Annotated in this window: 12 protein-coding genes; 10 read left to right on the top strand and 2 right to left on the bottom strand. The window is 35.5% G+C overall.

Annotation, left to right across the window (positions count from 1 at the left end):
- Positions 1-542: 542 nt before the first annotated feature.
- Together AB1630_05035 and AB1630_05030 are read right to left on the bottom strand one after the other, a co-directional pair.
- Positions 543-1,259, bottom strand: coding sequence for a GAF and ANTAR domain-containing protein (locus AB1630_05035; GenBank protein MEW6103166.1), 717 nt, complete (start codon positions 1,257-1,259; stop codon positions 543-545).
- A gap of 181 nt (positions 1,260-1,440) precedes the next feature.
- Entirely contained in the window at positions 1,441-3,189 is a 1,749-nt protein-coding gene (locus tag AB1630_05030) for a DUF2723 domain-containing protein (GenBank protein ID MEW6103165.1), read from the bottom strand.
- 144 nt (positions 3,190-3,333) lie between these two features.
- Between AB1630_05030 and hisS the strand changes: the two genes are divergently transcribed.
- From hisS to radA, 10 genes are all read left to right on the top strand, one after another.
- Entirely contained in the window at positions 3,334-4,578 is a 1,245-nt protein-coding gene (gene hisS / locus AB1630_05025) for a histidine--tRNA ligase (protein ID MEW6103164.1), read from the top strand.
- Complete coding sequence (locus AB1630_05020) at positions 4,547-4,843, top strand: DUF721 domain-containing protein (GenBank protein ID MEW6103163.1); 297 nt, start codon at positions 4,547-4,549, stop codon at positions 4,841-4,843. The genes hisS and AB1630_05020 overlap by 32 nt, the downstream gene beginning before the upstream one ends.
- Positions 4,844-6,391 (top strand): FecR family protein, encoded by a 1,548-nt coding sequence (locus AB1630_05015; GenBank protein ID MEW6103162.1) that lies wholly within the window; start codon positions 4,844-4,846, stop codon positions 6,389-6,391. It abuts the gene before it with no gap.
- Entirely contained in the window at positions 6,388-7,101 is a 714-nt protein-coding gene (locus AB1630_05010; protein ID MEW6103161.1) for a hypothetical protein, read from the top strand. Before AB1630_05015 ends, AB1630_05010 begins: the two co-directional genes overlap by 4 nt.
- Positions 7,101-8,291 (top strand): hypothetical protein, encoded by a 1,191-nt coding sequence (locus AB1630_05005; protein ID MEW6103160.1) that lies wholly within the window; start codon positions 7,101-7,103, stop codon positions 8,289-8,291. Before AB1630_05010 ends, AB1630_05005 begins: the two co-directional genes overlap by 1 nt.
- On the top strand, positions 8,281-8,805 hold the full coding sequence (locus AB1630_05000; protein MEW6103159.1) for an LptA/OstA family protein: 525 nt from the start codon (positions 8,281-8,283) through the stop codon (positions 8,803-8,805). The genes AB1630_05005 and AB1630_05000 overlap by 11 nt, the downstream gene beginning before the upstream one ends.
- Positions 8,802-10,025: a 3-phosphoshikimate 1-carboxyvinyltransferase gene (aroA, locus tag AB1630_04995; protein MEW6103158.1), complete on the top strand. Its 1,224-nt coding sequence runs from the start codon at positions 8,802-8,804 to the stop codon at positions 10,023-10,025. The genes AB1630_05000 and aroA overlap by 4 nt, the downstream gene beginning before the upstream one ends.
- Before the next feature lie 92 nt (positions 10,026-10,117).
- Complete coding sequence (locus AB1630_04990) at positions 10,118-10,960, top strand: SurA N-terminal domain-containing protein (protein ID MEW6103157.1); 843 nt, start codon at positions 10,118-10,120, stop codon at positions 10,958-10,960.
- A 47-nt stretch (positions 10,961-11,007) separates the two neighbouring features.
- A complete protein-coding gene (locus tag AB1630_04985) occupies positions 11,008-13,413 on the top strand; it encodes a diguanylate cyclase (GenBank protein MEW6103156.1) in 2,406 nt (801 codons plus the stop codon).
- A 50-nt stretch (positions 13,414-13,463) separates the two neighbouring features.
- On the top strand, positions 13,464-14,783 hold the full coding sequence (gene radA / locus AB1630_04980) for a DNA repair protein RadA (protein MEW6103155.1): 1,320 nt from the start codon (positions 13,464-13,466) through the stop codon (positions 14,781-14,783).
- The last annotated feature ends 216 nt before the right edge of the window (positions 14,784-14,999 follow it).

Here is a 14,999-nt window from a genome sequence, read left to right as displayed (position 1 = left end):
GACATTGGGATTTCATTTGTCATTGGGATTTGGACATTGGGATTTTTATTCTTTGGCTTCATTATTTTCCTTAACATTATCTAAACATATACATTCCTTATTTCCCTATAGGGTGAATAGTTACAAGTAAAGATGAATCTATACCATAAACCTCTTTAATAGGAGCATATTCAGCCCATTCTTCTACTAAGGTAAAGGGGTTTAAGAGGAAAGGAGACGATTACAAACAAGGATTTCTATTGCTTTTCCTATAGCTTACTATCTGTTGTTTATCAGCCGGGCAGATACGGTCAATAATCCCTGCAATATTCATCTTATCAAGGACTTATCTTAAGAAGGACTAAAGAGCCAATTGTTTTGGAGAAAAACTTGATTTTGTCTTCTTAAAATATCTTCTATCATTCTATCTATTATATATATCGGTTTTTAAGAGGGTTAAACTTTAGATTTTTTTTGAAAATTCAATTCCTATTGTAAATAAGAGCGGAAAATGGGAATTTGTGGTTAATTCAAAGGGTTCTAAAGAGAAGCTAAACATATACCTATTTTTCAATCTCTTTGGTTAGAATAATTGCCTCAGCGATTTCACGCATTGATTTACGCATATTCATTGATTGATGTTGAATTCTTTTATAAGCCTCTTCTTCTGAAAGTCTGCGTTCTTTCATAAGGATACCCTTTGCCTTCTCCACCAACTTTCTGGTTTCTAATTCCTCCTGAATAAGTTTAGTTTTAACCATCAAATTGGCATTTTCAATAGCTATTGCAGCCTGATTTGCCACAGTGGTTAGGGTATCAATTTCACTTTTGGTAAATTTATGTGGAACAGAGGTATAGCTGGTCAAAGCTCCAATTACCTTTCCCTTAACACACAAAGGAACGCAGAGTAAAGAGATCAACCCTTCTTTTTTAGCCATCTCCTTATATTTATAATCTTTTTCACAAGTTACATCAAGCACCGTTATAGCCCTATTTTCTTTAACTACCTTTCCAGCAATTCCTTCTCCTATCTTTAGATTTGGTTTTTGATTATACGCCTCGTAAAATTCTTTGCTAATAGAATGGGTTGCCCTTATAACCAATTCCTGTTTTTCTTCATCCACAAGCATTATAGAGCATATTTTAGAACCCATTACTTCTACAGTAACAGTAGTGATGAGCCGAAGGATATCCTCTAAATAAAGGTTAGAGACAATCGCCTCACTTACCTTAGAAACCGCCTTTAATTGTTTGGCGTAAGATGGTTTCCTAGATTGCATCTCTTTTTAAGGATTTCTAAACTTTAATATTGTGCGTTACCATTTTTCAATATAAAAGCATAACAAATCAGCTTTAATTTTGCCAAGAATTTTGATTTTGAATATGTTTAGCTTTATAAATAAGAAAAAAAGCCAAGCCTATACCTGGTAAGAAGTTCTTAAGATTAGAAGTTCAGAAGTTCTAAAGTTTGGAATTTTGATTTGCAATCTCAAGACCCTTTTTATACATTTCATTTTCTGGGTCAAATTTTATTGCGCTCTCAAAAAGGAAGATTGCCTTTTTTGGTTCTCTATAGACATATTTTGAACCCATCATTGCGTAACCATAGCCGTATATCTTCAAAACACCCTTTGTAAAAGTATCCCTATAAACCCCTGCATCCCTTATTAGATAAGAAACATCATAGATTTTTGGGATACCATCTTTTTCTATCTTAAATAATATCCCATAATTGGAAAGGGAGGAGGAATATGCTACCTTGTATCCTGGGTTATAAATATCCTCATTAAATGTATAAAAGATATTAAATCTATCAATATTGTTTTTTGCAAGGTTTTCAAGTTTGAATAGATAATGGGCATTAAAATCGCCTGTAAATCTTATATCTTTATGCTCCTTTAAAACCCTCTTAATAACCCAATCTGTTGTTAGGTCATAGAGATTAAGCTGAACAATATCCTCCCTCCTTTTTTCAATGTGTTTTAAATACCAAAGGGTCATAAATTCATGGTCTGTATATGTAAAAAGAATTGTATTTTTGGGAAGGTCTCTTAATATATTCCTTGCATAATCGTATGCAAAATAGAATTTGCTTTTATCAGATACATAATAATATTTAAAGCAAATTGTTAAAGGAATAAAAATAATTGTAAATTTTAGAGCTTTCTTTTTTTCAATTATAAAATTTAGCCCAATTCCTAAAAGAATTGCAAGGGAGAGAAAGGATGGAATATGGTATGCCTCAAAATCAACCAGCCCCTTTTCAATTGGATAGATAATCAATGAAAAAAGGGTGTTTACAAGGATAATGGTTAAAATCAGGATGAAGAATGAGTAATTTTTTCTTTTAAGAGGATAAAAGCCAAATATTAAGATAACACAGAAGATTAAAAATTGCTTTAAAATTAAAATAATGTGGTTTCCAAATGTAATGAAAAACTTTAATAATGTTATGTTAAGCATCCGTTTTTGAGCAAATTTTACCGTGAGACAATCAATGAACCTTTTCAGGGTGGTTGGGTTTGCCCAGTCAATAGGAGGGTTTTGGAATGCCCTTATTGGAAGGTAAAGAAAAACAGAAAGTCCAAGGAGAAAAAAGAGGAAAAGATAAGAAATTCTATTTATTCTAAAGATAGGTTTGTTTATTATAAAGAGAAAGAGAATAACGCCTGGAATAATTGTTGCCATTAGATTATGATTTGTAAAAGAAACACCCAAAATAAATGAAAATAGAACAAGATATTTAAAGTTTTTCTTTATATTTTCCTGATATAGAAGTAGGATGAATAAAAGGAGAATGACAAAGAATCCATAAAGGCTATATGTTTTTGCGTAAATAGAGACCCTAAAGAAGGTATAGGAAAATGCAAAGCAAAGGGCTGTAGAAAAAGAAATAAGCCTTTGGACAGAGAGCTTTATGAGTAAAAGATAAAGGAGCATTGATGTTAGACTTCCAAATATAGAAGACATTAGGGTAATCCTCATTCCAATATTTGAAATGGGAATATATGAAAATAGGTGTCCAAGTATAGTGTAAAGGGGATAACCAGAAGGGTGTGGAATTCCCAGGACATAGGCAGATGTAATAAAGTCACCAGAATCTCCAAACCAAACCGAAGAAGGAAGGGTTAGAAGATAAATAAAATATGAAATAAAAAAGGAAATAAGGGCAATTGTATAATCAGCCCTTTTAAAAGCTATTCTTTGCATTTAAAATAAAAATTTGCCTTCAACAAGTACTACTATAGTATACCAAAGTATACCAAAAATCAATTGGATTTCAAGTGTTTTGTGTTATACTGATTTTAGTATAAAAGATTGACAGAAATAAGATTTTACAATAAAATTTAAGATATGAAGGGAACAAGAGATATTCTTCCTGAAGAGGCTTTTGTTTTTCAATATATTGAAGACATAAGCCGCTTTATCTTTGAGCTTTATGGCTATTCTGAGATTAGAACCCCTATCTTTGAAGAGACAAGCCTGTTTGAAAGGGGCGTTGGAGGAGCAACAGAGATTGTAGAAAAGCAGATGTACACATTCCTTGATAAAAAGGGAAGGTCTTTAACCTTAAGGCCAGAGAATACAGCAGGTGTTGTAAGGGCATATTTGGAGCATAACCTCTCTTTAAAAGGCAAAGTAGCAAGGCTTTATTACATAGGCCCTATGTTTCGCTATGAAAGGCCACAAAAAGGAAGGGAGAGGCAATTTTACCAGATAGGAACAGAGGCGATTGGCGATAGTAATCCAGGGTGTGATGCAGAAACAATAGGAATGGCAAGGGATGTTTTGGAAGAAATAGGAATACAAGATTTTGAAATTAAGATAAACAGCATTGGATGTAAGGATTGCCAGCCAGGATATAAAGAAATTCTCTTTAAATATTTTAAAGACAAGAAGATTTGTGATGATTGTAAAATAAGGCTTTTAAAAAATCCAAGAAGAATACTAGATTGTAAAAGAGAAGAATGTCAAGAAGCAATAAATGATGCACCGGGTTCAATTGAGGTCCTTTGTTTAACCTGCAATGAACATTTTGAAAGCGTAAAAAACCTTCTTTCTCTTATAAATGTAGGTTATAAAATTGAACCAAGGCTTGTTCGTGGCTTGGATTACTATACAAGGACAGTGTTTGAGATAATAAATCCCTGCCTTGGCTCACAAAATGGTATATGTGGTGGAGGAAGGTATGATAATCTTATTGAAGAGCTTGGAGGAAGACCTACACCAGCCATTGGATGCTCCTTTGGTGTAGAAAGGTTAATGTTAAGCTTAAAGGAAAAACCTATAATAACCTCTAAATACGACATTTACATTGCATATCTTCCAAATTACTTTAATGAAGCATTCTCTTTAGGCAATACATTAAGGAAGGAAGGATTCTCTTTGTTTATGGATTATAACCCAAAGGCTTTAAAAACACAATTCAAAGAGGCATCAAAAAATGCATCCTATACAATAATTGTTGGTGATGAAATAAAAGAGGGTGGGGTGGGAATAAAGGATATGGAAAAGAATCTGCAATTTGAGGTTTCCTGTGATAAAATAGCAGATTGGATTTCTGAATATGAGAAGAACAAAGAAAATAGAAAAAATTGATGTTGTTCTTGATAGGGTATTAAAGGCGGCTGGCTTGGAGGATGCCTTTTTAGAGCAAAGGGTTATTTCCATATTACCAGAGATATTTGATAAAAGGATAATGGCACACATAAAATCGTATCATATTGAAGATAGAATCCTCTTTATAAAGCTTGATAGCCCTGTCTGGGCAAGGGAGCTTTTATTCTTAAAAAAGGAGATGATGGATAAGATAAATAACCATTTGACAAAAAAATACATTAAGAATATAATGTTTAAAGGATAAATGAAAAAAATAATTTTCTTTTCTTTATTGTTTACCAGCCTTATATTTTGTGAGGATTTTACCCTTTCCTTTTTTGTCGGCGATATCCTTGTAAAACCAAAAGATAAAACAGAGTGGACAAAGGCATCTCTTAATATGGTTATTAAAGAGGGAGACCAGATAAGAACCAGTGAGGATGCAAAATGTGAGATAAAAAGGGAAGATGATGTTATAAAAATAGATTCCAATGTCACCTTCGTAGTAAAGGCTTTAAGTGAAAAAAAGGATGTATTTAGTGTCTTTTTTGGCAAGGTCTGGTTTCGGATAAAAAGGCTAAAGGAAAAGGAGACCTCAGTTGAAACACCAACCACAGTGATGGGGCTTCGGGGAACCATATTTTCTATTGATGTTTTGGGAAAGAAAACCATCACTGACCTATTTGAGGGAGAGCTTGATATTTTAGCTGAGGGAAAGAGGTTTATTTTAAAGCCAGGAGAAAGATTTTTGCACGATGTGGATAGACCAATTGAAAAGAGGATTGAAAAAAAACCCTTATCTCCCGATGAAATGAAGGGATTTAAAGACATTTTTAAACTACCAGAGGAATTGCCAAAAGCGGCCTTACCCCAAGTAGCACCCCAAGTAGCACCCCAAGTAGCTATTCCCCAAATCGCTGTGCCTCAAGCAGAGATTGAAAAACCCAAAGAAAATCTATTTTCCCAATTTAGTGCACCCGAAGAAATAGAGGATTTAAAGGTCGAAATAAGGGGCATAAGGAATGAATTAAGACAGGAAAGGCTATCTGTTCTTACGGTAAAGGAGAATGATTTTTCTGCCGGAAGGACGATGAGGGATAAATGGGAAAACCTTGTCCGGGTTGAGCAACACCTTTATAGACCTACAAATTCAAGCATAAGGTTTGTAAATATAAACAAAAGGGATACAACAAATAATGCAACCGAATTTAATTATGGAATGATTGATGCCAAGTTTAACAAAGACCTTCCCGATGATATTAGAAAATGGCCAGAGTGGATAAAGGGTATGGTAGATGAGGATACAATAGCCGACCTTCATCCAGAAATTGTAGAATTTATCCTCTCCAATGGAAAGCCATTTGAGGCAAATGCCGATAGGATGAAGTGGGTAAGCATATGGGATCCTTCAAAAGATGAGCTTAAAGAACCAACATTTGAGATAGATAAGGGTGATGGCATTTTTGGTAATTATACCCCATACAATAACGATTGGAAGAGTATAAAAGAGGAAGATGGCGAATCAAAAAATGAATTTTGGAGCGAGGAGACATTTAATATTTATGACCCTGGCAATACCCAAGTTAAAGGACAATTAACCTTTGGTTCTTACCTTATCAATAACGATGGAAAGGTTTTAAACGAGGATGATTTCAAAAATACTAATTGCTTTGATGCCCTAGAAACTACAGCCCTTGAGATGAGGTTTGACTCATCTTTACTAAACAACCCAATAGACATCATCTTTACTGCAGATATTATTGTGGCAGGGATAAAAGAGCTTATGGGTAGTGTAATCGGAGCGATAGAGTGAAAAAAGTCCTCATCCTCCTTTTTGTTTCAGAAATAGCCTTTGCAGGACTTACCGAATGGGCGGCAGAGAAGGCAATTGACCTTACAACAAGGCTTGATGAAGCACTTATTGACCTTAACACAAGCTCGGCAGACATCTCTGGATTACCAGAAAATAAAAGATTTAAAATAAACCTTAACCTTTTACCGTTTACCATCCCTCCTATTTTTCCGAATGCAAGCCTTAAGCTAAAGGTATTAAAGGAGAAAAAAAGGCTACCCCAAATTGCATTGGAAGCAGATTATGGAGAGGTAATTGGCTTAAGGTTTGCCAAAGAAATGGAAGATATTGAAAAGGCAAGGTGCTACACCTATGGTGCCTCCCTTATTCTAAAGAAAAGCCTAAAGGATAATGTCTCTATATTTGGCGGAATAAGGAACATAAGAGGAGAATGCGAGGTTTCCCTTTCTGAAGAAGGGACATCTTCTGATTGGATTAAAACAGAAGACCTTCCAACAGATGTCAAATTGGATGAGATTGCTATATTTTCTGGGCTTTATATCCTAAGGGGGAAAAATGGCTTTTGGTCGGTTGCCTCTGGATATATCCCAGAGAGAAAGAAGCTCTTTTCAAAGATTGAGCTTGGGTTTCGTAAGCATTGGGCATTTTCCTTAGGCATTTACCCAGAGGGTGTATTTACCTTTCATCCAATGTTGGGTTTAAGGTGGTGATGAAAAACAAGATTCAGAGGTTTAAAGGTTTAAAAATTTGGTGCTCTGGTGCTCTGGTGCTAGTAGGCTGCTCTACTTCTGCCTTTGCTATTGAATTCAATCCATACTACAATTATACCTTATCACAAGGCTATAACTTTGGCTCTGGTATTTCTTCCTCTTTTGGTAGTGGGATAACCAATGACCTTGGATGTCAAATAAAGCTTGGAAAGAAGGATAGCCTCCTTCTTCTTTATGAGGCAAGCTATGAAGGGCCTGGCTTAAAAGAAGAAGGAAAATTTACTGATAGATACCAAGACCACCTTCTTGTTGCCTCCTACAAGAGAAAATTTAATAAAATGCTGCTAAAGGCAAAAATAGACTACACAAAGAGCTTTACACGCTCAGGTGTTTCTGAAGATTGGGATTCTGGAGATTATAATTATAACAAGCTCGGTTTTGGTTTAGACCTTCTTTCCTCACTTAAGGGAATAAATCTTGGAATGGGAGGAAAGGTTGCCAATGTTAAATACCCGAATTATACATATCTTCTAGGCGAGATAGACCCAGAATATGACATTCCAAGATACGACCATAACCTATATAAAATTTCATTATCAGGGGGCTATTTAATTCAAAAAAAGCTCCCCTTCGAAACCTCTTTTGAGCTTCTCTTAAGAAATTACAAGAATGAACTTATCAAGGATATAAATTCTGGAAAAGATACAGCCGAAAAGGAAAAAGATAGGGTTATAAGCCTTAATGGCAATCTTTCCTATCCTTTAAAAGAAAACCTTAATCTAGGAATGGATTCTTCCTTTTCCTTCCTGAGGTCAAATTACAATGAGGTAAAATTTAATGCAACAGGAACAGCCCTTTCAGATTCTTGTGCTTCATTCTATAACTATAACATTTATTGTTTTGCCCCTTGGATAAGCTATTTGAGGAAAAACCTTAAATTTAATCTTTCCTATTCCCTTGAAATGAAGAATTTTTCCAACCAAAAGGCAGAGGATAAAGATGGAAAATGGCTATCTGACAAGAGAAAAGATAGAACAAGCCTTGTTCTCATTTCTGCTACAAAAAAGATAAACAAACAGGTTTCTGCAACAATATCTTATGGAATAAAAGCCCTATCCTCTAATATGGAAAAGACCGGATATAACACCACCTATAATTCATTGGGTTTTAATTTGCAATTTGAATACTAAATCTTTAAAGACCCTCTTCTTTCTATTTCTTCTGGCAACAAAGCTTTATCCCCTTACAATGACAATGACATCAGATAGTGCAAATTGGAATAAAGAGAAGCAGGTTCTTGTTTTAAAGGGAAATGTTGTTTTAAAGAGGGGTTCTATTACCCTTAAGGCACCCCTTGTAAAGCTAAAGGGAGAGATTGAAAACCCAGAGAAAATTATCGCCTCGGGTGGCGTTATTGTTTCTGATAAGGAACGGAATGCGACTATTAAGGCTGAGACAATTGAGGTATTTTTAAAGGAAAAAAGGGCATATTGTAAGGGAGGGGTAAAAATTGAATATAAAGATAGAATAATCTCTGGAAAACAAGGGGTATATGAGGGCTTAAAGAACATCGCAGAGCTAAAGGGTTCTTGCACAATGATAGAGGCAGGTAGGGTATTTGAAGCAGAAACTATGAGGTATTTTATAGAAGAGGACGGTATTGAATTTGAAGGCTCTGTAAAGGGTAAAATAGAGGTTAAATGAAAGAAATAATCGTTCCACCAGATAAATCCATATCCCATAGGGCAATTTTAATTGGCTCTCTATGCAATAAGCCCATTAGGATAAAAAATCCCCTTAAAGCAGGGGATACGCTATCTACAATATCCTGCCTTTCTAATCTTGGGATAAAAATAGGCGAGAATAATAATGAAATAATTGTTTATGGAAAGAGTTGGAAAAAGCCAGAAGCCCCCCTTTACTGCGGAAACTCTGGAACAACAATGAGGCTTCTTTCTGGAATCCTTGCAGGCCTTCCTTTTGAGACAATCCTTACAGGAGACGATTCATTGAGTAAAAGGCCAATGAAGAGAATAAGAGAACCCCTTTCTATGATGGGTGCGAAATTTGTTGGTGATTATCCGCCAATTACAATAGAAGGAGGCGACCTAAAGGCTATATCATACAAGATGCCAATCTCAAGCGCTCAAGTAAAATCATCAATCCTTTTGGCAGGTCTATCTGCAAAAGGAAAAACAACCATAACAGAACCCCTTTTATCCAGAGACCATACAGAGAAAATGTTAGAATTCTTATGCGTTCCTATAAAAAGGGATGGCTTTACAATTTCCCTTGATGGGCCTTATGAAATTGAAGGAGGGCTACAAATAGAAACTCCGGGGGATTTTTCATCTGGCTCATTCTTTATTGCAGCAGCACTTATCCTTAATATGGAGATAAAAATTAAAAATATAGGGGTAAATAAGACAAGAACAGGGTTTCTTGATTGTTTAAAAAAAATGGGTGTTGGTTTTGCAATAGAAAATGAAAGAAATATTTGCAATGAACCTGTTGGCGACATTATTATAAGCCCAGGCAGGCTTTCTGGAATTGAGGTTTCATCTGATATAATTCCAATGATGATTGATGAGGTTCCTATTCTTTCTGTTTTAGCCCTATTTGCAGATGGAAAAACAATAATAAAAGGTGCAGGTGAGCTCAGGGCAAAGGAAACTGATAGGATAAAGGCAATGGTTTGTGAGCTTTCAAAGCTAGGTGCAAAGATAGAAGAATTAGATGATGGAATAATAATAGATGGTGGCTATCCATTAAAGGGAACAAAAGTTTATTCATATAAAGATCATAGAATTGCAATGGCTCTTTCTGTTTTATCACTTAATGTTTCAGGGATAGAGATTGAAGGGAAAGAATGGGCAGATATCTCATTCCCTAATTTTTATGAGATTCTTTCTTCAATAAGGTAAAAAGCCCATTTTGAAATAGCAACATAATATCAATATTTTTCTTGATTTTCTTTGCTGTTTATATTATGCTTAAAGGTATGAGGAAAGCTTTTTTGTTCTTCTTGTGTGCAACATTTTATCTTTATGGTGATGATAGAATAATTGCCTTTGTAGAAAATGAGGTAATTACCCAGAGAGAGTTTATCTTAGAAAAAAAGGATATTGAAGCAATAATTGATAACATCCTTCTTCAAAAGAAAGCAGATGAATTAGGAATTGTGGTTTCTGATAGTATGATTCTTGAGAGAATAGAGGAGGTAAAAGGTTCGTTTATCTCTCCTTCTTTGTTCAAAGAGGCTTTACAATCACAGGGAATAGATGAGGCTGGACTAAAATTAAGAATAAAAAATGATATAACACGGGCAAGGCTTATAAACCTTTTTAAGGAAAGAATAAGGATACCAGAAGATGAGCTTCTTTTAAATTTTGATAGGTATCAAAATGAGGTTTGTATTGATTTTGTTGAAGCAGAAAATGAAGAAGGTGCTCAAAAGGCATTTCTTGAGCTTACAAAGCTTGGGACAACAAGCCTGAAAATTGAAAATACAGGTTTCTTTTGTTTTCCAGAAATGCAGGAGGAATTTTCAAAGCAAGCCTTTTCCCTTGAGGGCGGAAAGATAAGTCATCCATTTAAGGTAGAAGGGAAATTTTATATCATAAGAGGGGGTGAAAAGAGAGAAACAGAAGACCTTCATTTAGCAAAAATAAGGGATGAGCTTTTCATTGAAACAATGGGAAGGGCAAAGGAAATATCAAAGGATGAAACAAGAAACGATATAGAATATGAAATTTTAAGCTTAATTGAAGAGAAGCTTAAAGAAAAAAGGCTTAAGGAATATCTTTCACAATTTATTAAAGAATTAAGAAAAGAGGCATATATTAAAATTATGAATTAGGAGAAAAAGGTACAAAGGCATAGAAGTAACGACGAAGGACGAACAAAATGGATGATGTATTAAACAAATTTATTCAATCCCTTGAGTGGAAAACAATAAAGGATACCATTGAAAAAAAATTTGGCATCCCTCCATTTATGGTTGTTGACAAAGATAGAAAGCCTGTAGAAGTTTCTGAAAAAGATAGGGTATTTTGCAGGATGATTAAAGAGAAGGAGGAGGGAAAAAGGCTATGCAGCCAAAGCTTTGTCTCAATTTCTAGTAATGTCCTTGTAAGCAAACAACCAACCGTGTTTTCCTGCCATTCAGAATTTTTAGGCTACATTATCCCTCTTCTATCAAGGGGTGAATTAGTCGGAATGATATATGGATGTCAGCTTGTTGATGAAGGAAGGGACAGCCGTTACTATGAACAGGTTTCGGCAAAATTACACCTTGATACAAAGGCATTTCTTTATACATTAAAGGGTGTTCCCACTGTTACCATAGGAGGCCTAGAGGCAGATATAAGCCTTATCTTTCAGCTTGCAAATGCCTCAATAAACCTTCTTGCAGAAAGGGTAAAATATACAGGAAAGGAGGGTGAAATAGCAAGCATTACAAGGTTCTATGAGCTATTTGAGAAATCGCGTTATCTGCTTCTTACATTAGAGCCTTCAAAGCTATATTCCTTGATTGTCAATCTTGCAGCAAAGGCAATGGATGCAGAAATCTGCTCCTTAATGATTTTAGACCCAAAGACAGATGAGTTATCAATAAAGGCATCTATAGGATTAGAGGAAGGGGTTACAAAAAGGTCATTCAAGAAAGGAACTGGCATTGTAGGATATGTATGCAAAACAGGAGAGCCTTTATTGGTTAAAGATATAACAGATGACCCAAGGTTTCATATAGAAAAAAGCCAACCAAAATACTATACAAAGTCTTTAATCTCTGCACCATTAAGGGTTGGCGATGAAATATTTGGCATATTGAATGTAAATAACAAATCATCCAGGTCAGCATTTAACGAAACAGACCTAAAAATGATTTCAATAATTGCAGGACATGCAGCCATTGCTATTAAAAATGCAGTAGAGAAAAAGGAATATAGCGAGGAAAAAGAAAAGGTAGTAAAAGAGCTTGCAAAGGATCAGGAAAACAAAGAAAGGATAGTTGTTGAAAAACAGGAGCTTATACAATCAAAAGAGAATTTAGAAAACCAATTAAAGGAAAAGGAAGAATTCATCAAAATAAGGATGGAGTTATTGGCTGAAAAGGAAAAGCACATCAAGGATAAAACAGAGCTTGAGAAAGAAAGGCAGAAGCTCAATGAGGCAATAAATAGCCTTACAAAGGAGAGGGATGAGCTAAAGACAAAGATAAAGGAGAACGAAAAATTTATTCATGAGAAGGAGGAGCTTGAGAAAAAGCTTGAGGAGACAATAAAAGAAAAGGAGGAGCTTGCCGCACAAACAGAAGAGCTTGGTATTTTGTATTCTATCTCAACAGAGGCACCAAAGATGTCAAAACCAAGGGAGATATTGTCTTGGATATTGGAGCGTATTCAGCCATTCTTTAATTACCATGCATCAGCCTACCTTTATCTTGATGAGGAAAGGCTGATTGGCGAGATAAAGCAAACCTGTTTTATAAGCGACCATTGTATAAAGTCAATTGAGGAGGATATGGAATCTTTTTGGAAGAAGAATAATCCAGAGCAAGCAGGAAAGAAGCCAGAATTCTTTACAGAAAAGGGGACAAAGGAGGAGTTATTCTGGGTTGGATTAAAGGAGTTTCAAAATGAGCTTATATTTCCCATTCTTTATGCCGATAAGGCAAAGGGGCTTTTATCTATCCATTCATTTAATAAGGAGCCATTTCCACCATTAAAAAGGAGGCTCTTAAGAATAGTCTCCCACCAGGTTTCAGAAACCCTTGAGAGGGTTGAGCTATTCGCCAAGATAAAGGAGATGGCAGAAAAGGATGAGCTTACCAAGACTTACAACTACAGGTATCTTGAGGATTATCTTTTAAAGGAGTTTTCCTATGCAGAATCATACAAAAAACCTTTGGGATTGATTATGATTGATTTTGATAAGCTAAAATATATCAACGATACATTTGGACATGCAGAGGGAAATAGGCTTATTACTACTATATCAGATATAATAAAAAAGACAATGGATGGAAAGGGTCTTATTGCCAGATTTGGTGGTGATGAATTTGCCGTTGTCCTTCCTGAGACATTACAAAATATTGCTTATGATTATGCAGAAAAGATAAGGAAAAATATTGAAAGCACACCAATGACATTTGGTGGAAAACCCCATAAGGCTACAGCAAGCCTTGGTGTAGCAGCATACCCAAACCCTGGGATTGAAACAAGCAAGGATATATTTGCTAAAGCAGACAAATGCCTCTATGCGGCAAAAGAAGCAGGGAGGAATAAGGTTATATTGTACCAACCGTAACTAATTTAGGTTGAAAGGAGATGTTTAAATGGCACAATTAAAAGAGTGAAATGTATAAATGTGAATCCTGCGATTATTCCTCATCCAAGTGGTTTGGAAGGTGCCCTGGTTGTGGAGAATGGAATACATTTTCTGAAGAGGTAGTAGAAGAATATAGAAAGGAGGAATCCCCCCTTTTATTTAAACTTCCCGAAATAGACATCAAGGAAGAAGAGAGGATAAAATCTGGAATTTCTGAGTTTGATTCTGTTCTTGGAGGAGGAATAGTTTTAGGCTCTTTAGTCCTTATTGGAGGAGACCCAGGTATTGGAAAATCAACCCTTCTTCTTCAGGCATCGGGTGAGCTTGCAAAGGAGCATAAAGTTCTTTATGTAAGTGGAGAGGAATCTGCCAGTCAGATAAAGATAAGGGCAGATAGGCTTAATACCTCATCAGAGGGTTTATACATCTCATCTTATAACAACATTACTCATATTTTAGACCAGATTGAGAAAATAGATGTTAAGGTAATTGTCATTGATTCAATCCAGGCAATATATCATCCAAGCCTACCATCTGCCCCTGGAACAGTCTCCCAAATAAAGGTTTGCACAAGCTTTCTATCTGGAATTGCAAAAAAGAGGAACATTCCAATATTCATTGTTGGTCATGTAACAAAGGAGGGTTCAATTGCAGGGCCTAAGCTCCTTGAGCATATGGTTGACACAGTGCTTTATTTTGAGGGAGATAAAAACCATATCTTTAGAATATTGCGGGCTTATAAAAATAGATTTGGTTCAACAAATGAGATAGGCGTGTTTTTGATGGAAGAAAAGGGTCTTTCTGAGGTAAAAAACCCATCCCTTGCATTCCTATCAGAAAGGCCTAAAGGTGCATCTGGCTCTGTTGTTTCCTGCACAATTGAGGGAAGCAGGCCAATCCTTATTGAAATTCAAGCCCTTGCTACGCCAACCATCTATGGAATGGCAAGACGGGATACATTGGGTGTAAATTATAACAGAATCCTCCTCCTTCTTGCTGTTTTGGAAAAGAGGATGGGATATAACCTTTCAACCTATGATCTATTCGTTAATATTGCAGGTGGCATAGGAAGCTCTGAGCCAGCAATAGACCTTGGGATATGCTCTGCTATTGTCTCATCATTTAAGGAGAAGCCGATAGATGAGAAGATAGCATTGGTAGGAGAGGTTGGCTTATCTGGTGAAATAAGGGGCATATCAAATGTAGAAAAAAGGATAGAAGAGGCATTAAAACTTGGATTTTCTTCCTGCTTTCTTCCCAAATCAAATTTAGATAAGATAAAGGAGAAGCAAATAGAGCTAATAGGTGTATCAAATATCAAAGAAACCTTTTCGGTGCTGTTTCCTTAAATGTATAGGCTTTGATAAGATGTTTTAAAATCAATTGAATTTCAAGCAAACCCCAAACAAAAAATGGTTTGCAACCTTTTTGGTAGCACAATAGAAATTCCCCAATTTTACTAAAACCTTTCATAGGGCTTAAATTTATGGTTATTGAAAAATATTAGAATAATCCTCCCCCTTTCCCCCTTTAGCGAAGCGAGAACTCTATTTTTATTGTGCTTT

This window comes from bacterium, from assembly GCA_040753555.1.
GTDB lineage: Bacteria > UBA9089 > UBA9088 > UBA9088 > UBA9088 > JBFLYE01.
Note: the sequence above shows the minus strand (reverse complement) of the source record. Positions and strands in the feature narration are given on the sequence as shown.

Coding starts and splice junctions, on each gene's coding strand:
- AB1630_05035 (MEW6103166.1), bottom strand. CDS start 1,259: ATGCAATCTAGGAAACCATCTTACGCCAAACAATTAAAGGCGGTTTCT.
- AB1630_05030 (MEW6103165.1), bottom strand. CDS start 3,189: ATGCAAAGAATAGCTTTTAAAAGGGCTGATTATACAATTGCCCTTATT.
- hisS (MEW6103164.1), top strand. CDS start 3,334: ATGAAGGGAACAAGAGATATTCTTCCTGAAGAGGCTTTTGTTTTTCAA.
- AB1630_05020 (MEW6103163.1), top strand. CDS start 4,547: ATGAGAAGAACAAAGAAAATAGAAAAAATTGATGTTGTTCTTGATAGG.
- AB1630_05015 (MEW6103162.1), top strand. CDS start 4,844: ATGAAAAAAATAATTTTCTTTTCTTTATTGTTTACCAGCCTTATATTT.
- AB1630_05005 (MEW6103160.1), top strand. CDS start 7,101: ATGAAAAACAAGATTCAGAGGTTTAAAGGTTTAAAAATTTGGTGCTCT.
- aroA (MEW6103158.1), top strand. CDS start 8,802: ATGAAAGAAATAATCGTTCCACCAGATAAATCCATATCCCATAGGGCA.
- AB1630_04985 (MEW6103156.1), top strand. CDS start 11,008: ATGGATGATGTATTAAACAAATTTATTCAATCCCTTGAGTGGAAAACA.
- radA (MEW6103155.1), top strand. CDS start 13,464: ATGTATAAATGTGAATCCTGCGATTATTCCTCATCCAAGTGGTTTGGA.